The organism is Asaia siamensis, from assembly GCF_014635085.1.
Lineage (GTDB): Bacteria > Pseudomonadota > Alphaproteobacteria > Acetobacterales > Acetobacteraceae > Asaia > Asaia siamensis.
In genome coordinates this window covers 18,853-37,339 of record NZ_BMCH01000005.1, presented here as the reverse complement: position 1 = coordinate 37,339, position 18,487 = coordinate 18,853, and the positions used below count along the sequence as shown (strand labels likewise).

At 58.8% G+C, this 18,487-nt stretch carries 23 protein-coding genes; 19 read left to right on the top strand and 4 right to left on the bottom strand.

Annotated features, from left to right (window positions below):
- Nucleotides 1-42 precede the first annotated feature (42 nt).
- The 17 genes from IEV53_RS09770 to IEV53_RS09690 all read left to right on the top strand — a co-directional run bounded on the left by IEV53_RS09770 (nucleotide 43) and on the right by IEV53_RS09690 (nucleotide 11,800).
- Nucleotides 43-2,172 (top strand): phage tail tip lysozyme, encoded by a 2,130-nt coding sequence (locus IEV53_RS09770; protein WP_188426610.1) that lies wholly within the window; start codon nucleotides 43-45, stop codon nucleotides 2,170-2,172.
- A 1-nt stretch (nucleotide 2,173) separates the two neighbouring features.
- A complete protein-coding gene (locus tag IEV53_RS09765; RefSeq protein WP_188426609.1) occupies nucleotides 2,174-3,472 on the top strand; it encodes a DNA circularization protein in 1,299 nt (432 codons plus the stop codon).
- Nucleotides 3,469-4,614, top strand: coding sequence for a phage baseplate assembly protein (locus IEV53_RS09760; protein ID WP_188426608.1), 1,146 nt, complete (start codon nucleotides 3,469-3,471; stop codon nucleotides 4,612-4,614). The genes IEV53_RS09765 and IEV53_RS09760 overlap by 4 nt, the downstream gene beginning before the upstream one ends.
- A complete protein-coding gene (locus IEV53_RS09755; protein ID WP_188426607.1) occupies nucleotides 4,614-5,111 on the top strand; it encodes a phage baseplate assembly protein in 498 nt (165 codons plus the stop codon). Before IEV53_RS09760 ends, IEV53_RS09755 begins: the two co-directional genes overlap by 1 nt.
- A gap of 11 nt (nucleotides 5,112-5,122) precedes the next feature.
- Nucleotides 5,123-5,623 carry a phage GP46 family protein gene (locus tag IEV53_RS09750; RefSeq protein WP_188426606.1) on the top strand — a complete coding sequence of 167 codons (501 nt, stop codon included), beginning with the start codon at nucleotides 5,123-5,125 and terminating at the stop codon, nucleotides 5,621-5,623.
- The gene (locus tag IEV53_RS09745; RefSeq protein ID WP_188426605.1) at nucleotides 5,624-6,739 is read left to right on the top strand and encodes a baseplate J/gp47 family protein; all 1,116 of its coding nucleotides are present in this window, start codon (nucleotides 5,624-5,626) and stop codon (nucleotides 6,737-6,739) included.
- 15 nt (nucleotides 6,740-6,754) lie between these two features.
- Nucleotides 6,755-7,360 carry a YmfQ family protein gene (locus IEV53_RS09740; RefSeq protein ID WP_188426604.1) on the top strand — a complete coding sequence of 202 codons (606 nt, stop codon included), beginning with the start codon at nucleotides 6,755-6,757 and terminating at the stop codon, nucleotides 7,358-7,360.
- A 27-nt stretch (nucleotides 7,361-7,387) separates the two neighbouring features.
- Complete coding sequence (locus tag IEV53_RS09735; protein ID WP_188426603.1) at nucleotides 7,388-8,521, top strand: hypothetical protein; 1,134 nt, start codon at nucleotides 7,388-7,390, stop codon at nucleotides 8,519-8,521.
- Entirely contained in the window at nucleotides 8,521-8,949 is a 429-nt protein-coding gene (locus IEV53_RS09730) for a hypothetical protein (RefSeq protein WP_188426602.1), read from the top strand. Before IEV53_RS09735 ends, IEV53_RS09730 begins: the two co-directional genes overlap by 1 nt.
- Nucleotides 8,950-8,985: 36 nt before the next feature.
- Complete coding sequence (locus IEV53_RS09725; protein ID WP_188426601.1) at nucleotides 8,986-9,501, top strand: hypothetical protein; 516 nt, start codon at nucleotides 8,986-8,988, stop codon at nucleotides 9,499-9,501.
- Nucleotides 9,498-9,926 (top strand): hypothetical protein, encoded by a 429-nt coding sequence (locus tag IEV53_RS09720; RefSeq protein WP_188426600.1) that lies wholly within the window; start codon nucleotides 9,498-9,500, stop codon nucleotides 9,924-9,926. The genes IEV53_RS09725 and IEV53_RS09720 overlap by 4 nt, the downstream gene beginning before the upstream one ends.
- 66 nt (nucleotides 9,927-9,992) lie before the next feature.
- Entirely contained in the window at nucleotides 9,993-10,304 is a 312-nt protein-coding gene (locus tag IEV53_RS09715) for a hypothetical protein (RefSeq protein ID WP_188426599.1), read from the top strand.
- Complete coding sequence (locus IEV53_RS09710) at nucleotides 10,301-10,792, top strand: lysozyme (RefSeq protein WP_188426598.1); 492 nt, start codon at nucleotides 10,301-10,303, stop codon at nucleotides 10,790-10,792. Before IEV53_RS09715 ends, IEV53_RS09710 begins: the two co-directional genes overlap by 4 nt.
- Entirely contained in the window at nucleotides 10,789-11,019 is a 231-nt protein-coding gene (locus tag IEV53_RS09705) for a hypothetical protein (RefSeq protein WP_188426597.1), read from the top strand. The genes IEV53_RS09710 and IEV53_RS09705 overlap by 4 nt, the downstream gene beginning before the upstream one ends.
- 57 nt (nucleotides 11,020-11,076) lie before the next feature.
- Nucleotides 11,077-11,367 (top strand): hypothetical protein, encoded by a 291-nt coding sequence (locus IEV53_RS09700; protein WP_188426596.1) that lies wholly within the window; start codon nucleotides 11,077-11,079, stop codon nucleotides 11,365-11,367.
- Entirely contained in the window at nucleotides 11,364-11,597 is a 234-nt protein-coding gene (locus IEV53_RS09695) for a hypothetical protein (protein WP_188426595.1), read from the top strand. The genes IEV53_RS09700 and IEV53_RS09695 overlap by 4 nt, the downstream gene beginning before the upstream one ends.
- Entirely contained in the window at nucleotides 11,594-11,800 is a 207-nt protein-coding gene (locus IEV53_RS09690) for a hypothetical protein (protein WP_188426594.1), read from the top strand. The genes IEV53_RS09695 and IEV53_RS09690 overlap by 4 nt, the downstream gene beginning before the upstream one ends.
- Before the next feature lie 5 nt (nucleotides 11,801-11,805).
- Here the strand turns inward: IEV53_RS09690 and IEV53_RS09685 are convergent, their stop codons facing one another.
- From IEV53_RS09685 to IEV53_RS09675, 3 genes are all read right to left on the bottom strand, one after another.
- Nucleotides 11,806-12,054: a hypothetical protein gene (locus tag IEV53_RS09685; RefSeq protein WP_188426593.1), complete on the bottom strand. Its 249-nt coding sequence runs from the start codon at nucleotides 12,052-12,054 to the stop codon at nucleotides 11,806-11,808.
- Nucleotides 12,055-12,103: 49 nt separating this feature from the next.
- The gene (locus IEV53_RS09680; protein ID WP_188426592.1) at nucleotides 12,104-13,198 is read right to left on the bottom strand and encodes an acyltransferase family protein; all 1,095 of its coding nucleotides are present in this window, start codon (nucleotides 13,196-13,198) and stop codon (nucleotides 12,104-12,106) included.
- A gap of 373 nt (nucleotides 13,199-13,571) precedes the next feature.
- Nucleotides 13,572-13,775: a hypothetical protein gene (locus tag IEV53_RS09675; protein WP_188426591.1), complete on the bottom strand. Its 204-nt coding sequence runs from the start codon at nucleotides 13,773-13,775 to the stop codon at nucleotides 13,572-13,574.
- A 21-nt stretch (nucleotides 13,776-13,796) separates the two neighbouring features.
- Between IEV53_RS09675 and IEV53_RS09670 the strand changes: the two genes are divergently transcribed.
- Nucleotides 13,797-14,291, top strand: coding sequence for a hypothetical protein (locus tag IEV53_RS09670; protein WP_188426590.1), 495 nt, complete (start codon nucleotides 13,797-13,799; stop codon nucleotides 14,289-14,291).
- Nucleotides 14,292-14,302: 11 nt separating this feature from the next.
- Here the strand turns inward: IEV53_RS09670 and IEV53_RS09665 are convergent, their stop codons facing one another.
- Entirely contained in the window at nucleotides 14,303-14,761 is a 459-nt protein-coding gene (locus IEV53_RS09665) for an Lrp/AsnC ligand binding domain-containing protein (protein WP_188426589.1), read from the bottom strand.
- 134 nt (nucleotides 14,762-14,895) lie between these two features.
- Between IEV53_RS09665 and putA the strand changes: the two genes are divergently transcribed.
- The gene (gene putA / locus IEV53_RS09660; RefSeq protein ID WP_188426588.1) at nucleotides 14,896-18,468 is read left to right on the top strand and encodes a bifunctional proline dehydrogenase/L-glutamate gamma-semialdehyde dehydrogenase PutA; all 3,573 of its coding nucleotides are present in this window, start codon (nucleotides 14,896-14,898) and stop codon (nucleotides 18,466-18,468) included.
- Nucleotides 18,469-18,487 lie beyond the last annotated feature (19 nt).

Genomic DNA, 18,487 nt, shown 5'->3' with positions numbered 1-18,487 from the left:
ACGCGCGCCGGATCTGCGAACGCAGGGCCAAGGAGGCCAAACGTGGCAGGTAACGGCGTAAGCGTAGCCATCACCGCTCAGGATCGCGCCAGCTCAACCCTTGAGCGGATCAACAGCCGCCTTGCACGCATGCAGCTTCCGGCGCGTCGCACCTTCGGGGCGCTGCAGCGCTTTTCGCAGGTAACGGGCCTCACCCGCCTGCGCGGTGGGCTATCGAGCGTTGCACGCGAGGGTGTCTCTGCCTTTCGCTCGATCGGTCAGATCGCGCCGGTTCTCGGCACCGTTACCGGCGCGACTTCGGTTGCAGGTATCTATCGCCTGGCCAGTGCCTGGGCGAAGATGGGCACCGAGATCCGTACAACGTCGCACGCAATCGGCATAGCGCCCGAACGCCTCGCCAAGCTGCAGAATGCAGCCCGATTGTCAGGCGGCTCGGGAGAGGCGGTCACGGGCGCGCTACAGTCGCTCTCGCAAACGCAGTGGGAAATGGCCCATGGCTTTGCACCCGAAGCGCAGGCCACCTTTCAGGCGCTATTCAACGGCACGGGCACAAGCATAAAGCAAATCGAGCAGATGAAGCCCGATGAGCTGTTTGACCGGCTCATCAAGCGCCTGCGCGGTATCAAGAACCCTGCAGCCCAAGCCATTGCTGCCCAAAAGCTCTTTGGTGGCGCTGCGGCTGGCCTGCTGCCGATCCTGCAGCAAACCGAAAAAGAATATCAGGCCAATATCCGGCTGGCTGAACGCTATGGCGTTAATAACCAGAAAGGCGCGGATGCCGCAGCCAGGCTGCAGCACTCGCTTAATGGACTCACCCTCGCCGGTGAAGGGCTGGCTTATAGTATCGCCCAGGCGATCGAGCCCAATGTGCGCGCCGTTATCGATCGTATGTCGGATTGGATCGCAGAAAACCGGGAATGGATTGCCCTTCGCATCGGCAAGATCTTCGGCGAGGTGGCCGACGCGGTAAGTCGTGTCGTCAAGTGGCTGCAGGATGGTGGCTGGGACGAAATCACCGGGAAGATACGCAGTGTCGTGAATGCCTTGGGAGGGTGGAAAGGTGTAGCCGCCGAAGCAGTCATCGCGGTTGGAGCGCTTTACGCCGCACCGGTGCTTATGGGCATGGCCAGCTTTGCGCTTCAAGTCATGGCCATCTCAAAAGCTTTCGATGCCATGAAGGTATCGGCGGAAGCTGCGAATGGTGCCGCTGGCGTACCCAAAAAGATCGGAAAGGGCGCAGTAGTCCGGACCTTCGCCCGCGGTGTTGGCATCTTAGCGGTGATGGAAGCGGCACAGCAGGGCGCCGATGCGCTGGGGTGGCAGAATAAATCTGCACAGATCAGTGCTAGCATTGACCGCAGACTCGGCACCAACCTGCCATACGCATATCAAGCGTATAAATATTACACGTCACACGGACGCAGTTCGGCGGAGGCCTCGGGGCTTGTCTCGCGCATCGATCGCGAGAGTGGCTTTAACGCGGGGGCCGAAGGCGATAGCGGCCAAGCTTACGGAATCCTGCAATGGCATCCAGACCGGCAGGCAAATTTCAAAAAGCAATTCGGGCATGACATTCGCAATTCGACCTTTTCTGAGCAGCTTCAGTTTTCGGATTGGGAGCTGAGCAATACCGAAAAAAAGGCGGGCGACAGGCTTCACGAGGCAGGTTCTGCTTCGCAGGCTGGAGCAATCGCCTCACTCTATTATGCCCGCCCCAAAGATCTGGTTGGCGAGGCCGGCGCCACAGCGGCAGGCGCAGTAGCTTGGCAGCGTCGGCTCGAAGAACGCGACCGGTATGGAGCTAACGGGTTCGCGGGCTGGGCACATGACGTGCGCAATCGCATCGCAGGCGCTTTCGCTGCGCCCGAGGTGGCGCTGCAACCTGACTGGGGCCGGTGGGGCCGGGGACTTGCAGCTCGGATGCTTGGCAATCCCGATACCAAGGAACCGGGATCGGCGCCTGGCCCCGGACCTGCGGATTGGGGGAAAGATCTCATCAGCGGTCTCAAGCTCCCCTCATCTGAGCCATCCATCGTCAAGATCGAGATCGACAACAAGAACGCCTTGCCAGGCGCCAAGGTCAAAGCCTCAAGCTCTTCGCCATCCGTACAGATAGCCAGTGTCCGCACATCGCGGGCCATGGACCCAACCTCGACCGCAACAGGGAATTGAAATGTCAGGCACGCTTACGCGCCTTGCTGCCCAGTATCTCCAGTGTTCCTTTCGCGGCATCCCTTTTGCCGTCCTGGGTAGCGGGGGGCAGTCAGGGCGCAATACGGCTGTGCATGCCTATCCTTGGCGCGACGGGGTATGGGTCGAAGATATGGGGCGCCAAGGTCGGCAATATCACATCACGGGCCTTCTCGTCGGCCCAGCCTGCTATGCACAGCGCGATCTGCTCGTTCGTGCATCTGAAATATCGGGGCCTGGCCTCCTGATTCATCCTTCTGTGGGTATGTTTCAGGCAAGCCTTATGCGCTTTGAGTGGCGTGAGCGCGACGGGATGATGAACGTCATCGATCTGTCTTTCGAGTTTATCGAAAAGACAGATCTTCTGGGCACGCTCGTCACAACAGCGTTGCACGCAGCAATAGGTGTCGCTGCCCTTGCCTTGCAGTCCTCCTGCCTGTCTGACTATCGCGCCACGACAAGCGCGGCTTTCGCACGCGGGGGCTCGGTACTGGCGCGGGCGCGGGCGTCTGCATACGGGTGGGGAGACGGCGCAACGGCGGCGATTCAATCCCCTCAAATCATGTCATCGGCACTCGCGGCGCTTCCCGGCGAATATGGGAGGTATAATCAGGGCAACGCGGGCGCAACGGTAGCAAGCGCCACAACACAGACGATCCTCACGGCATTAACAGCAAGCCGGGCGTCCATCGCCTCTGCTTCGCAAGCGCTATTAGCGGCGAATAGCGGCGATACTCTTGCAACTGGCTGCTTTGCCCTGACCGAGGATCTTCGGGGCGCCATCTATGACCCTGGAGTGCAGATAACCCTGCTCAAGGGGCTCTCATCCTACAACGTTGCAACGATAGATAGCGACGCACCGATCGGGGGCGGCATGGCCACTGTCGAAACTGCGACTGCGCGCGTCTGCCGGATTGCCGCCCTGTTTTCTCTGGCTCAGGCCAGTGCTGACTGGTCGGCTGCGTCATCCGATGAAGCTGAGGCTATGCGGCAAGGTCTGGCCGACCTAATCGATGCAGAGGCAACCAGTGCGGCCGATGCGGGATGGGACGGTACATGGCAGAGCCTCAACGCACTCAGGACGCAGGTCACCCGTGACCTTGGAGAACGGGCTGCTCGCCTGCCCGATGTCATCACAGTCGAACGCAATGCACCCATGCCAGCACTGGCTCTGGCGCAACAGATTTATTCTGACGGATCGCGTGCATCCGATCTGATCCGTCGTGCCAATCCGATTCACCCGGCCTTCATGCCGACCAGCTTTGAGGCGCTCTCATCATGACAATCATCTCGCAGATTGAGCAGATCCTCGGTGTGGACGCTGCGACATCAAGCGAGGTCACGATACAGGTCAACGGTCATCTGATCACGGGCTGGACCGAGGTTGCGGTCGTCATGGGTCTGGAAATCATGCCCTGGACTGCAGAGCTGGGCCTTACGACCGAGGACCCGCAAACCGCACTGATAAACCTTATCAATCCCGGTGATATCTGCGAGGTCCTTATCGGCACGCAGAAAGTCATAACCGGATACGTCATCACCGTGGCAGAACTGGCGGGGCCGGGCGATCATATGCTGCGCATTGCAGTCGCTTCGAAGAGCACCGATCTGGTCGAATGCTCCGCCCTGCTATCATCCTATCAGATGTCGAGCACCAATGCGCTCGCCATTGCGCGAGCCGTTTGTGAGCGATCGCAGATCACGGTGTCATCGATCAATGGCGCCGGTAACGCCAATATCCAGCTCTTCTCGGTCATCCTGAGCGAAACGGGCTATCAGGTTATCGAGCGTGTCTGCCGTCTGGCGGGCGTACTGTTTTACGATCAGCCTGATGGCAACATCGTTTTTTCCGGCGTCGGCACGCAGCGCGCAGCAAGCGGATTTGTGGTGGGCGGCAACGTCGAGCAGGTCTCGCAAATGCGAAGCCTGGCGGCGCGGTATTCGCAGGTCATCCCTGTGCTGCAGACGGCCGACGTCCTGCAAACTGCGCCTTCGAATGACCGGCTGGCCGATCAAATGGCCTCGCTTACCGTTGGGCCCCCTGCAATCGATCCACATGTGCCGCGTGACCGTCCGATGCTCATCCTTATTGAGGCGGGGGATGCCGATCATAAGATCGCTGAACGCCGCGCTCAATGGGAGATCAATCGGCGTTATGGACGATCTCAGGCAATCACTCTGACCTGCGACAGCTGGCGAGATAGTGCCGGAAGTCTCTGGCAGCCGAACACGGTCGCGCCTTTTACTGACTATGACGGTAACTCGCGCGATCTGGTTATCGGCGAAGTCACCCTTCGGGCCGGTCAGGATGGCACCCATGCCGATCTCGTTCTGATGCCCTCTGAAGCGTTTCAGCCGGAACCCATGCTCGCCCCAATGGCAAATAACGAAGGTGTGCAGGCTGTAGTAAACGGAAATGACTGATGCGTGATATCCTGGAGCGCATGGGGCGCAGTCTCGCGAACATGACGGGCATCGGCAGAATAACGAGCGATACGAATCAAGATCCAGCAACCCCAACCGTGCAGGTTGCCCTGCCCGGCTCGAATCTTCGCTCAGATCTGCCCCTCTTGGAGCAATACGGCTTTGCAAGCCGCCCGGTGCCTGGCTCGGATGCGGTCGTCGTCTTTCAGGGCGGGGACCGATCTCGCGGAGTTGTCGTAGCGACAGGAGACCAGCGAAACAGGCCTGCTGATCTGCAGCCGGGCGATGTCTGCCTCTATCATCCCCGGACCAAAAGCCGGATCTGGCTCAAGGCAGATGGGTCGATCGAATTATCTCCGGCGAATGGCAAAGTCACCATGGCCGGAACCCTGACGGTCACGGAAGATGTCGTGGCGAACGGGGTCTCTCTCGTCAACCATCTGCATACGGGTGTGCAGAAGGGCTCGGACCAGTCAGGGCCGCCCAAAGCCAGCTGATCGGATAAATAATGGATATCGGCATCAATTGGGACGTTCGCGCAGCGTGCGGCGAGTGGTCCATCGCGTCCGGTGATCTGGCACTCGATAACCCTCTGCATTCAGCCATCATCATCAGCCTGTTTACCGATCGCGTCCTGCCGAAGCAGCCCGATAGTCTCGATGCTGCTATCGGCATCGTCGCGATGAAGGGGGCGGCAGGTTCTGTCGAGGCAGATCTGGGTGGATGGTGGGGCGACGCACTCGAAGAAGAACCGATCGGCTCTCGCCTTCGCCAGCTTCGCCACGCAATCAAGGTGGGTGACACAGCAATTCCCGCCGAAGCTCAGGCCATGTGCCGCGAAGCACTCCAGTGGCTGATTGCAGACGGGATTGCCGAGAATGTTGCCGTTTCTGCACGGTGGAGCGCCGTCAACGCTTCGGCTCTGGAATTCGAGGTCACGGTCAGGCGCCCCTCGATCTCATCTTCTGAAACCTTTCTTTTTTCCTGGGCGTGGAAGGGTCTTTTCTGAATGCCTTATCAAAGACCAACGCTTGACGATCTGCGCCAGCAGGCCCGGCAGGATATCCTTAATGGAGGCATCCCTGGCGTCACAGCGCTGCTGCGCTATTCCGTTCTCAACGTGCTTGCAACCGTCATGGCCGGGCTATCATGGCTGCATTATGGTTATCTCGACTGGATTGCTCGCCAGGCAGTGCCCTGGACGGCAACGGATGAATATCTCGAAGCCTGGGGCGCCTTCAAGAATATCTTCCGCAAGGCAGCAAGTTCGGCGACAGGGCAGGTCACCTTTTCGGTTAGCTCTGCGCAGATCATCCCATCGGGCACATCGATACAGATCTCAGGCGGCATAACGGCTGTTACGACTGCGGACAGCGTAACCACCAACGGCACCACAGTGGCTGCATGCACGATTCCGCAGGCTGGTGCGGCGGGAAACGTCACTGCGGGCGCAATTGCAACGCTGGGCTCTCCGCTAGAGGGTGTTCAGTCTACCGGCACAGTGACTGTCGCCTTTACGGGGGGCGCCGATGCCGAGCAGGATGATGCCTTGCGCGACCGGGTGCTTGCCGCGTTTGAGCGCGGCGGCGAAAACGGGAATAGCGAAGATTACCAGGGCTGGGCAGAGGCCGTACCGGGCGTGACCCGCGCCTGGGTCAATCCTCTGGGGTTTGGCGTTGGAACAGTCGTCATCTACATCATGCTCGACGACGCCAACGCTGCCAATGCGGGTTTCCCGGTGGGCACAGATGGCGCTGCATCGGGCGAAAGCCGTTATCCGGTTGCCTCGGGCGATCAGCTGACGGTTGCAAATGCTGTCTATCCGCTGCGCCCAGTTACCGCGCTCGTTATCGTCTGCTCTCCAGTCAAGCAGCCCGTCGATTTTTCAATCGAAAGCCTTGGGACAAACAACACAGCCGCAAATCAGGCCCTGATTATTCAGGCGCTGCAGGACATGTTCACGCGGCTTTCGGCGCCTGGCGGCACGATTTACCCCAATCAATGGAACGAGGCGGTGGGCGCGCTCGGGCTGTCGCAATTCAACATCTCATCGCCATCATCGCCGGTCGTCGGCAATAGCGTGGGCTCCATGCCTACCCTTGGCACAGTGAGCTTTGCATCATGACGCGGAGGCAGAGCAATGTTTTCCGCCGATGACTTTCGCAAGGCCATATTGCAGCTTATGCCCCAAGGCCCTGCATGGCCGCGCTCGCCGGATAGTTTGACCAGCCTGCTCGCTGCGGCCTGGGCATCAGGTTTTGCACGCAATGCCGCACGCGCTGAGAACCTTCTGATCGATGCGTTCCCGTCGAGCACTACAGAGCTGCTGCCAGAGTGGGAAGCCTCTTTGGGTCTCCCTGATCCCTGCGCTGGGGAGGGGGCAACGCTCGGGCAGCGACGCTCGCAGGTGGTGGCGAGGCTAAGCGATAACGGCGGGTCATCGATTGCCTATTTCACGGCTTTTGCTGCTGCGCTCGGTTACGCCATCACGGTGACAGAATACGCCCCTTCGCGCAGTGGCATCATGAGAAGTGGGCAGGCTCTGCTTAATGAGGATTGGGCCTATTGCTGGCTCGTTACCGGGCCGGGTGTCACCGAGATATTGGCGCGAGCTGGGCTATTTGCCTCGGGCGAAGCCCTTATGACCTGGAGCAACGGGCCGCTCAAATGTGAGATCGAGGCCCGCAACCCTACTCACCTCATACTGAGATTTGCACAGTTTTTAGACGGCCCGACAGCAGCATGAATTCATTCAAAAAGGAGGGCATGATCCATGCAGAGGATTAGTACGAGTACGGCAGTGGCCACTCGGCCTGCCGCGTCAACAGGTGGTACGCCCGGATATTTTACGGACGGAAATGCTGCCACAGGCCTGCCCGGCACGGTTGTCGACGATGACTTTCTTAACGGAATACAGGAAGTCATCGCCAACCCGATCGAAGCAACAGGGCAGATCTTGAACGCGCAGGACGATGCCCAGCTTACTGCGGCCATTCGCAAGTTGGCGCTGACCGCACGTTATGACGCCGCGTTCGCAAAAAAGGTGGGGGGGTACTCCATTGGAGCTATTGTCGCAGACCCCACCACCACCGGCGTCTACTGGGTCTCGACCAGGGACAACAACCTGACTGCGCCAGGAGCATCGGGGGCGGCATGGCAGTCACTGTTTGCCGGGTACTATACCGGCGTGCAATCTGACGTACGCTATCAGCCTGCTGGAGATTATGCGACCAACACGTCTCTCAAAAGCGAGAGCCTGCGCGCACAGCAGGCGGAGACGGCAAACGCTACCGCTGCAGCCCAAGCGAGTTCCGCCGCTGCGGCGGCCAATACCAACGCAAACGGACGCGTTGCAAAAGCTGGCGATGCCATGACCGGGCCGCTGTCATCATCCATCGCCCCGAATCTGACGGCAAATGCCTGGAACTACTCTCCCGCCTTTCGGTCATATACCAACTCGCGGGCAGGGTTCCGGAGCTTTTCGCAGGACCAGGTGAACGTCAGCGGCACCGCAGGCGGCGTATTTGTTTACGACTGGAACGGGGTCGATCAGCAATACTGGTGGTTTCTATCAGACGGCAGCATAAACCAGTCCTCGAAAGGCCAAGTCGCCTGGCAAAGCCAGCTTCCGCTGCCTGTCGGCATGAAGTGTCAGCCTTTCTACGTCACGATCCCGCAAGGGACGAGCGCAGGAATCAACGACAGCCCGTATATTGCCACGCTGCCGCAGGCCTTTTCGACCTTTTCCTACGCAACGGGGGGTGACAACGGCACGACCGTTTTCACGGTATCAGCCTCTCCGCAGGATAATGCCCGCGTCAAGATATGGGTGTCCAGCGGTGCGCATCAGTCCGGCGCACTATCCGGCCCTGTAGTCGTAACCATCTTGGCATTTGGATATTACTGATGACCGCACCCTACAGCTATGGGTCCAACACGTGGGCCAGCCAATATTACGCCACACTGGATAAGCCCTGCGGTTACTACGATCTGTCGGTATTCACTTCGCTCGAAAATGTACCGCCTGAATCCGATCTTTTTGCTCTTACCGCCGATCAGTGGGCTGCGCGCATGGACGGCATGAGCGTACTGTCAAAAGCCGTTGTTGACGGGGTATGGGGGGATTACGTAACGCCTATCCCTCCTGTGCCGCTCAAGACGCAGGCAAACGATGCCCTGACGTGGATCGCCTCTCAGGCGTCCATGGCCAGCGCGATGGGCGAGACGTTTACGGCGGACATGAAAAGCTACGTCAAAGCCGTGCAGGCCATAGCCAACGGCACCGACACGACAAGCACGGCGCTCCCCGATCGACCGACAGACATCATGTCGTAACGACCGAGCCGATCCACAAAGCGAAAGACCAACCCCATGACATGGCGCCCATCAGCGCGGATCGTGCGCCCTGGCGGGTGTGCGACCGCACAACTGCGTGGCATGGCCTTGCAACCTCTGCTTGCATGGCCTGACAGCAACCTCAATGGCGGCGCTGATTACAGCGTCGATTTCTCAGGGGTTCTTGCCCCTGGCGAGACCATAACCGCGTTCGCCTTCGATGCGGGTTCCGGCGGCACGCAGGCATGGACCTATCTGAGCGGCGAGACGGTGACGGCATGGCTCTCATGGGCGCAGGCTGGCAGCATAGCAGTCAATGTCTGCGTGCTTGGCAGTTCAGGCGCCACCTATCAGGTCACGGTGTCGATCTCGATTAGCGCAACACCGGCACTGATTGCCGCCTCGCCACCGACTGCGCCCGGCGCCGATATCAGTGCAGTCAACAGCGCCACGATGACGGCTTGGCTGGCGTCCCTGCCCACCACGGCACCGCTGAATGGCGGCTGGTGGAATAATGCCAATATCCCCACCTACGAGGAACCAAAATCATGAGGCGAATGGCGGTTATACTGTCAGTCATGCCCTGCGTAGCCATGGCTCAGACCGGTCCAGCACAATTTGTTCCCCCTCGGGGCCTGCCTCTCGAGACGCCGATTGGCCCCACCCGCAACCCTGACGGCAGTGCCGTAGTCACGCTGGGCTCGATGCAGGATCGCCTCGCGCAGCACGACACCTCGCTAAGCAGCCTTGAGGCGAACGGAGTCACGCAGGGAGGCTTGCAGACCGCGCTCGCCGCTTATCTGCCTCTCGCAGGTGGCACGGTAGCCGGTGCTTTGCAAATTGGTGGGGATCTAAAGATCGGCGGCAAAATCTATGCGGTCGGCTATGCGCCGGTCGAGCCGAATGATCACTCCTACTTCGTCTGCGCAGATGGCTATAGCGGCTATCTCTATCCGGCCACGCAACCCTGCCGGTAAGCGCTCTCACCCGCCTTTGTCTTGTTTCGCCGCCCCTCACCGGACGGTTTTTTTATTGGAGGCGACATGAGCGCCGTATCTGATGTCGTTCCTATCGATACTCTGGCCGATCACGGACGCCGCCTAAGCGCGGTCGAGGGGGCCATTGTCGAGATCCGTCTCGAACATCGCTCGCTCTCCGACAAGCTGATGCAGATGCACGGCGAGAACAAGGCCAGTGCCGAGGCGCGAGAGAAGGCAACCCTGAGTGCGATCGGCGCTGTAGCGGCCAAGGTCGACAAGCTTGGAGACCTCAAGGGATGGGCCAAGTGGGCGCTTATCATCACGGGGGTGGCCTTCGCCTATGCGAATGCTCATTTCTCAGGGTGGGTGCAATGACCGGGATCGACATTGCGATCGCGCTGATCTCGCGCGACGATTTCGAGGGGCTGAGCCTCAAGCCTTACCTCTGCCCCGCCAGTTACTGGACGATCGGCTACGGCAACCGATTTCTGGCGGACGGATCGCCAGTCACGGCGCAGACTAAGCCGATCACCAAAGCCCAGGCCCTTGCTCTGCTGCGACAGACAGTAATGACGTTGCAAGCCAGGCTGCGGTCCTTCGTGGCCGTACCCCTGACTGACTATCAGGAGGGCGCTCTGCTCTCGTGGCAGTTCAATGTCGGGAGCAACGCAGCGCAGGGCTCGACCCTTATCCGGCGCCTCAACCAGCGTCTGTACGCTGCCGCCGCACAACAATTCCTCGTCTGGGACAAGGCCACGGTCAACGGGCAGCTCATCGTCCTGCGCGGCCTTCAGCGCCGCCGCAAGATCGAGAGTGAGGTCTTTCTCGGGCGCGGCATCCCCACAACCGGAGTATCCGCATGAATTTCGACTGGCAGACGATCTACCAGACCGTCTTTCCCTTTTTGCCTACGCAGATTAGCGCGGACATTACGCTGATCGGAACATTTCTGATCTCCCTGGCCGCCGTGATCGCCCGCTTCTGGCCGCGCCCCGCCGATAGCTCGAAGTGGCTCCCCCTCTACCTGCTCGTCAACACCGTCGCGATGAACGGCAAGCACGCCACCAACGCAGACGACGCGAAATCCTGACTGACGACACCGGCAGTCGGGCCGGGATCAGTCATTATCATCCAGAAGGAAAAGACCATGACCACCAGCGCGAACACGCTCGTCACCAAGCTCGTCAAGCTGATCACCGATGCGGCTGGCAGTTCCGTCAGCACCGCCACTACGGCCAAGCTGACGGCAGCCGCAGCCATCATCGGCGAGGTCGGTGATCTGATCATTCCGTCGCTCGAGACCTCGAACAAGGATCTGGCGGCCATTCTCGATGCGATCAGCGCGATCGAGGACGATGCCGACAAGCTCGACACCGATATCAAGACGCTCGTTGCCGCCTTCAAGGGCACGAGCAGCACTGTCGCGCAGCCGGCGTGACGGCTGACCTCATTGCCGGGGCCGTGGCGTTGATCGTCGCGGCTCTCGGTGCCCTGATCTGGTACGCCAACCGGGCGGGGAAGAATGCGGCGTCTGTCAGCACCTCCGAGGCCGCAAAGACCTCTGCCGATGCGACGACGCTCAAGGCGCAATCCATGGCCCAGGCTCAGGCCGACAAGCCAGCAACGGAAGGTGCCGTATTGCAGCGGCTCGGGGATGGCACGGCATGAGGTGGATCGCTCTCGGGGCTCTGCTCGGGCTCTCCGCTTGTTCGTCGGTACAGTATGTGCCCTGCCCTACCCTCGTGACCTACAGCAAAGACGATCAGGCGGCGCTTGCCTCTGAGATCAAGGCGAGCCCGAAACCAGAAACAGTGCGCTGGATTGGCGATTATATCGGGCTTCGGGACCAGGTGCGAGCTTGTCAGAAGTGACGGCTTTACGCCTCACCCTTCTCCCGCCACGCAATCGAGTAATCGATCGTCTCATGTGGCGGTAGAGGTGGCCCTTTATGCGGCCAGAGGTTCGACCGCTTCAGTTGCTCGGTGATCTTCTGGGCCAGTGCCTCGATCTCGGCCCCGGTCATCTTTGCGTTCACGCGCCGTGGCTTGCCCCGGTAGTCGAGCGATATCGACATGCGGATTGCAAAGGTCACGTCTTCTTCGGTGGCTGGGGTCAGGTCTGTCATGGGAGAGAACGGAACACGAACAACCTAGGAGAGTCAATCAGCCTCTCGCCTACTTGCCTTGTATGGGGGTCGCAATGAAATCGCGGGGGCGATAGAATCTCCGTTCGATGAAAAAATACGAGCAGGCCGCGCATATGCACGCTAGAAGCAAGCCAACCTCCATCGTAATTGCTGTGCCCATAACAATATTATGTCTCTTCAGGACATCCTTTAGAAGGCTCCAAACAACTATGTGGCAAAGATAAAAAGAATAAGATATTTCTGCCGCCCAAAATACAGCGGGTTGCAATAACGCAGGTATTTTTACAAATTCACAGTTCAGAGATGAAAAAGAAAGAACTATCGCGGAAACCATACATACGAAAGACATTGAGAGCGGCAAATACTTCTGCCCCAAAAATACCGGAACGCTGGTCGACAAAAGCAGGACGCATGTAACTATAGTTAGGGAAACCCCTGCGTTCCACTTCGGAATCTGCGCCCGTAATATCCGATCAGTCTGTTCGTTTGAGACAACCCTATAGACAAGCAGCCCCCAGATGAATCCAGTCGGCCTAAACCAGAACCATCCTGTCCCGCCTGGAAGCCAAAACATCATCGCAACAGCCGATGCAGCGAGCAAATACCAAAATATTTTTCTGCCTAAGGAGAACCATAAGACAGGCAGTATGAAATAAAACTGGTTCTCTAAAGAAAGAGACCAGTACCAGCCCAGATGAGAGATGTGAACGTCATTTTCAAAATTTCTTATCTGGAATATTGATGCCACCCATTTATGAAATAAGTCTGGGTTACTCGACCAGATAGTGACGTCCCCCGAGACCGTCCCGGCAACAAACATAACCGTGACCCAAAAGAATGATGCAGGGAAAAGCCTGAGAAATCTCTTTCGGTAAAATCTGATTGTGACATCCATCTTTTCCTGTGGACTGACACAGCTATCCGTCCTTCCAAGCAGGATCTGGCCCATAAGATATCCCGAAATCACGAAAAAGATATCTACACCGGCCCAAGTGGAGAAATAACGCTCTATTCCCGCAAAGGGATCATGCCCCTTGGGGGTTGCAAGAAATCCCCTGTGAGTAAGGGCAACCATGACTATTGCGACAACGCGGAGATATTGAATTTCTATGTTCTTCTTCATCCACCAACTGCCGTCTAGTCATGCGGCGGGAATGCCGCCTTCACAAAAGGTGGTCCCGATATGCTGGGATTACCGTTCGTTGCCATCAAACACAGAGTGACACGTATAGCAACATAGGTCACCCCTTATCTCGCTATACAGGGCGATTGCTGCCGCTGGGCTTTGAGACATGACAGATAAGAGCCTTCTGCCTTAGCGCTACCCACATGGGATGTCGTAGCCTGGCGGGGCGATAGAAGCGTCAAACCAAACTAATTCGCTTTACAATTTCGTTGTAACCCACTGATGATTGCATCAATCAGCAGCCTCGGTTTACACGCTAAGTGACTGTTTTCTATGGCTAGTCCCAATCCCACCCGGTTCACCACTTTCCCTAAAAATCTGTTTTGCCTGCAGTGCCCTTACCAAAAAAGGCACGGGAAAAATGCGTCCTGAAAAGCAGCTTACCCGTCCGGATCAAACGATACGGCGCAGACACTCTTAACAAATCATCGGCACGCTCTCCCCCCTGCGCAATGACACGATCCAGTCTGAGAAAAACGATCTCGTTCAGGTTCCAAGCCTGACGCTCGGCCATACGGTCTTCCGCAACCAGATCATGCTGGTGGCCAATATCAACCATACCGTCATTGGCCTGCAGTCGCTGGGCATGCTGCCCCATATTGTCATGACAGATCATGGCATGAGTTTTGGCCCGGATGCGCCTTTCTCCTGCACTCGTCGAGCAATGCTGGAATCCCAGATCGGCGGCCTTCAGGCCTCGCTTCTTCTGCCCGTTTCCTATGGCGGTCAGCACCGCATGGCTGCGCTGGTAACTGGCGACAACTCCCCCGAACCTCTGGTGATAGAGCGCCGCTCTCTGACCTCGCTACACAGAACCGAAACCGGTCAGGAATTCGAGACCGGAACCGGCATGGTCCACGAGAACGCCATCCTGAACCGCACCAATCTGCGCCTGGACAAACACACTATACAAGCCAGGATCCGCTACCGGGTCGGCGATCCTGCCAAGCCCCCGATCCTGAGCATGTCGGCTCTGGAAAACGCCAGTCTCTCCATCGACCTGCATCAAGGCGTTGCCTGCCTCGACTGAGGGCGCGGCCCTCAGAGCGGCAGTTCGAGGTCCGACTTCACCTCTTCCATCACCGTATAGGTATGCGTCTGCCGCACGCCGGGCAGACGGGTCAGCGTCTTGCCCAGAAAGGCACGATAGGCACTCATGTCGCGCACACGTGCCTTGACCAGATAATCAAAGCCCCCTGCGACCATGTAGCATTCGCTCACCTGGGGAATCGCCCGCACAGCCTTGGCGAAAGAGTCAAAGATATCCGCGCTGGTACGGTCCAGCGTCACCTGCACAAATACCAGTAGCCCCAGATTGACAGTCTCCGGGTCAAGCCGCGCCGTATAGCCGCTGATCACGGCCGCGTGTTCAAGTTTGCGCACACGCTCGAGAGTCGCTGCGGGGCTCAGATTCACCAGCCGGGACAGCTCAACATTTGTGATACGACCGTCCTTTTGGAGAATCCTGAGAATTCTACGGTCAATTTCATCAAGATTCATGATTTACCCTGAATATGGTTTTTTACATAGCTAGCACACAAAATAATATTCGCCCCACATCTAATTTTTCCATAGCTCATTTGGTGTTCTCGCTCGTATTAAATCATAAATAACCTGAAACGATATGGATCTGCATGAACGCCTCCTCCTTCTCTGCCTTTCGCTCGATCCTCCCCGAGCGTTCCGCCCTGCGTCAAACGATCACCGATCACACACGCACGGCAGAAGCAGAGCGCGTTGCGGCGCTCGCCACCGAAGCGAGCCTGACACCTGAACAGAATGACCGGGCGCGTGAGACAGCCCGCCAGCTGGTCGAGGCGCTGCGTCGTAACGGCACACCCGGCCTGGTTCAGGGGCTGATCCAGGAATATGATCTGTCCTCGCAGGAAGGCGTCGCCCTGATGTGCCTCGCCGAGGCGCTGTTGCGTATTCCCGATACGGCCACACGCGACGCCCTCATCCGCGACAAGATCGCGACAGGCAACTGGCACGGCCATATCAGCAAAAATACCCCGCTTTTCGTGAACGCTGCCACCTGGGGGCTGATCGTTTCAGGCGGTTTCCTGACCACGACCCAGACGAACCGCCTGCCGAAAACACTCGTTTCCCTGCTCAAGCGTTGTGGCGAGCCGGTTATCCGTCGCGGTGTCGACATGGCCATGCGCCTGATGGGCGAGCAGTTCGTTACCGGCCAGACTATCGACGAGGCCCTGAAAAATGGTCGCAAGCTCGAGGAAAAAGGCTTCCGCTATTCCTACGACATGCTCGGCGAGGCGGCGATGACCGCAGAGGATGCCGAGCGCTATTATCGTGACTACGAAAAAGCCATCCACGCCATAGGCAAGGCCGCCAACAAGCTCGGCGTCTATAGCGGTCCCGGCATTTCCATCAAGCTGTCAGCCCTCCACCCGCGCTATGCCCGCCTGCAACGCGAACGCGTCATGGCCGAGCTGCTGCCCCGCGTGACCACCCTGGCCAGACTCGCCTGCTCATACGATATCGGCTTCAATATCGACGCAGAAGAGGCCGACCGTCTCGAACTCTCCCTCGATCTTCTTGAGGCCCTCTGCTTGGACGAAGCGCTCAGAAACTGGAAGGGAATCGGCTTCGTCGTTCAGGCCTACCAGAAGCGCGCGCCTTTCGTGCTGGACTGGATCATCGATCTTGCCCGTCGCAGCGAACACCGGATCATGGTTCGACTGGTCAAGGGCGCGTATTGGGACAGCGAGATCAAGCGCGCTCAGACAGACGGACAGAGCGATTTTCCGGTCTATACGCGCAAACTTCATACAGACATCGCCTATGTCGCCTGTGCGAAAAAGCTGCTCGATGCACCGGATGCGATCTTCCCGCAATTCGCCACACATAATGCCCAGACCCTTGCCAGCATCTACGCCTATGCCGGTCCCGAATTCTCCATTGAGAAATACGAATTCCAGTGCCTGCATGGTATGGGGGAAGGGCTTTACAACGAGGTCGTTGGCCCGAAAAAACTCGATCGGCCGGTGCGCATCTATGCTCCTGTCGGAACGCATGAGACCCTGCTGGCCTATCTCGTCCGACGCCTGCTCGAAAATGGCGCCAATTCCTCCTTCATCAACCGCATCCAGGATGAATCGATCTCGGTTGACGAACTGATTACCGATCCGGTCACCCTCGCTGGGCGCGAGACGCCGGGCTACGCCATCCCCTTGCCCTCCGCACTTTATGCACCGGAACGACGCAATTCTGCAGGGCTGGATCTCAGCGACGAGAATACGCTGCGGCATCTTGCCGACGCCTTCCTCAAGCAGGCTCCCGCATCCGCAGACACACAGGGCGAACGCATCACCAATCCGGCCGATACGAACGACATTGTCGGCCATATCCGCTTTCTCTCTTCCGAAGAGACGGATACCGCCATTGCCCGCGCTGACACTGCCTTCGAGGACTGGTCCCGCAAGACGGCCGATCAGCGTGCCTTGCTGCTCGAGAGAGCAGCCGACGCGCTCGAAGCCGAAACGGCTTCGCTCATGGCGCTCATCATCCGCGAGGCAGGCAAGACGCTGGCGAATGCCGTGGCCGAAATCCGCGAGGCAGTCGATTTCCTACGCTATTATGCCGTGCGCATCCGCGAACAGGGCACCCAAACGCGTCCGCTCGGACCAGTCGCCTGCATCAGCCCGTGGAATTTCCCGCTCGCCATTTTCCTCGGCCAGGTCTCTGCTGCCCTCGCCGCAGGCAACACAGTGCTGGCCAAGCCTGCTGAGGAAACACCTCTGATCGCACTTGAAGCCGTGCGTCTGTTACACGAAGCCGGCATTCCAAAGCACGTCATCCAGCTCGTCCCCGGCGATGGCCGGGCAGGAGCACAGCTGGTCGGCGATACGCGCATCACAGCCGTGCTATTTACCGGCTCGACGGATGTGGCACGCCTCATCCAGAAACAACTCGCCGGTCGTCTCAACAGCGACGGCACACCAGTGCCATTCATTGCCGAAACCGGCGGCCAGAATGCCCTGATCGTCGATAGCTCTGCCCTGACCGAACAGGTGGTTGCCGATGTCCTTGCTTCAGCGTTCGACAGCGCCGGACAGCGATGCAGCGCCTTGCGTCTTCTCTGCCTGCAGGAAGACAGTGCCGACCGCGTTCTGACCATGCTCAAGGGCGCGATGCAGGAACTGCGCACCGGCACACCCGAGCGACCGGATACGGATGTCGGCCCCGTCATCACAGCAGAGGCGCGAGACATGATGCAGGCGCATGTCGACGCGCTGGCCAGTCAGGGACATCGCGTATTCCAGACCGATCTCGCACCCGAAGCTGCATCCGGCACGTTCTTTCCGCCGACCCTGATCGAAATCGGATCGGTTTCGGACCTCAAAAAGGAGGTCTTTGGTCCGGTTCTGCATGTGCTGCGTTACAAGCGTGAGGCGGTCAGCGATGTCATGAAAGCCATCAATGCCACGGGCTACGCCCTGACTTTCGGCATTCACTCGCGCATAGACGAAACGATCGAGACGCTCAAAAAACAAAGTTACGCCGGAAATGTCTATATCAACCGCAATCTCGTCGGCGCCGTTGTCGGTGTCCAGCCCTTCGGCGGTCACGGTCTTTCAGGCACCGGCCCCAAGGCAGGCGGCCCTCTCTATCTTCGACGCCTGCTGAGCCGAAAGGCACCGATGGAAGCAGCGCTGTCGCACCCGGTGGCTCCTCTTTCGACGCTTTTCGCCGACTGGGTCGCCACCGCCCTGCCTGGAGTGACGGCCAAAACATGCGACAAGACGCCGCTTGGCACATCGCTGTTACTTGCCGGCCCAGTTGGCGAGACAAACCTCTATACACTCTCCCCACGTGGCACGGTTCTCTGTGCTGGCCCGACAAGGCAGGATCTCTGCACCCAGATTCTGGCAGCGACGGCCACGGGCAATCGCTGCGCGATACCGCGCGCACTCCTTGTCAGCCTGCCGGAACGTCCACCTGGGCTCGGTGACCATCTCGTCACAGCCGAAGACTGTGCGACCATCGATGTTGCCTTGGCTAACGGTGACGAAGCCTTCCGCACATCACTCGGGACCGACCTTGCTGCCCGCGACGGGCAGATCGTCGCCCTTCACGTTCCTGACGAACAGGGAAATTATCCGCTCGAATTCCTCGTTCTCGAATATGCCTGCAGCACCAATACGACCGCCGCAGGCGGCAACGCCGCCCTCATGGCCAAGGTCTGAGAAGCCTGCCGACCGGAGC

Coding starts and splice junctions, on each gene's coding strand:
- putA (WP_188426588.1), top strand. CDS start 14,896: ATGAACGCCTCCTCCTTCTCTGCCTTTCGCTCGATCCTCCCCGAGCGT.
- IEV53_RS09690 (WP_188426594.1), top strand. CDS start 11,594: ATGAGGTGGATCGCTCTCGGGGCTCTGCTCGGGCTCTCCGCTTGTTCG.
- IEV53_RS09685 (WP_188426593.1), bottom strand. CDS start 12,054: ATGACAGACCTGACCCCAGCCACCGAAGAAGACGTGACCTTTGCAATC.
- IEV53_RS09715 (WP_188426599.1), top strand. CDS start 9,993: ATGAGCGCCGTATCTGATGTCGTTCCTATCGATACTCTGGCCGATCAC.
- IEV53_RS09675 (WP_188426591.1), bottom strand. CDS start 13,775: ATGGCCGAGCGTCAGGCTTGGAACCTGAACGAGATCGTTTTTCTCAGA.
- IEV53_RS09705 (WP_188426597.1), top strand. CDS start 10,789: ATGAATTTCGACTGGCAGACGATCTACCAGACCGTCTTTCCCTTTTTG.
- IEV53_RS09760 (WP_188426608.1), top strand. CDS start 3,469: ATGACAATCATCTCGCAGATTGAGCAGATCCTCGGTGTGGACGCTGCG.
- IEV53_RS09700 (WP_188426596.1), top strand. CDS start 11,077: ATGACCACCAGCGCGAACACGCTCGTCACCAAGCTCGTCAAGCTGATC.
- IEV53_RS09730 (WP_188426602.1), top strand. CDS start 8,521: ATGACCGCACCCTACAGCTATGGGTCCAACACGTGGGCCAGCCAATAT.
- IEV53_RS09755 (WP_188426607.1), top strand. CDS start 4,614: ATGCGTGATATCCTGGAGCGCATGGGGCGCAGTCTCGCGAACATGACG.
- IEV53_RS09735 (WP_188426603.1), top strand. CDS start 7,388: ATGCAGAGGATTAGTACGAGTACGGCAGTGGCCACTCGGCCTGCCGCG.
- IEV53_RS09725 (WP_188426601.1), top strand. CDS start 8,986: ATGACATGGCGCCCATCAGCGCGGATCGTGCGCCCTGGCGGGTGTGCG.
- IEV53_RS09710 (WP_188426598.1), top strand. CDS start 10,301: ATGACCGGGATCGACATTGCGATCGCGCTGATCTCGCGCGACGATTTC.
- IEV53_RS09750 (WP_188426606.1), top strand. CDS start 5,123: ATGGATATCGGCATCAATTGGGACGTTCGCGCAGCGTGCGGCGAGTGG.
- IEV53_RS09680 (WP_188426592.1), bottom strand. CDS start 13,198: ATGAAGAAGAACATAGAAATTCAATATCTCCGCGTTGTCGCAATAGTC.
- IEV53_RS09665 (WP_188426589.1), bottom strand. CDS start 14,761: ATGAATCTTGATGAAATTGACCGTAGAATTCTCAGGATTCTCCAAAAG.
- IEV53_RS09745 (WP_188426605.1), top strand. CDS start 5,624: ATGCCTTATCAAAGACCAACGCTTGACGATCTGCGCCAGCAGGCCCGG.
- IEV53_RS09720 (WP_188426600.1), top strand. CDS start 9,498: ATGAGGCGAATGGCGGTTATACTGTCAGTCATGCCCTGCGTAGCCATG.
- IEV53_RS09670 (WP_188426590.1), top strand. CDS start 13,797: ATGCTGGTGGCCAATATCAACCATACCGTCATTGGCCTGCAGTCGCTG.
- IEV53_RS09740 (WP_188426604.1), top strand. CDS start 6,755: ATGTTTTCCGCCGATGACTTTCGCAAGGCCATATTGCAGCTTATGCCC.
- IEV53_RS09765 (WP_188426609.1), top strand. CDS start 2,174: ATGTCAGGCACGCTTACGCGCCTTGCTGCCCAGTATCTCCAGTGTTCC.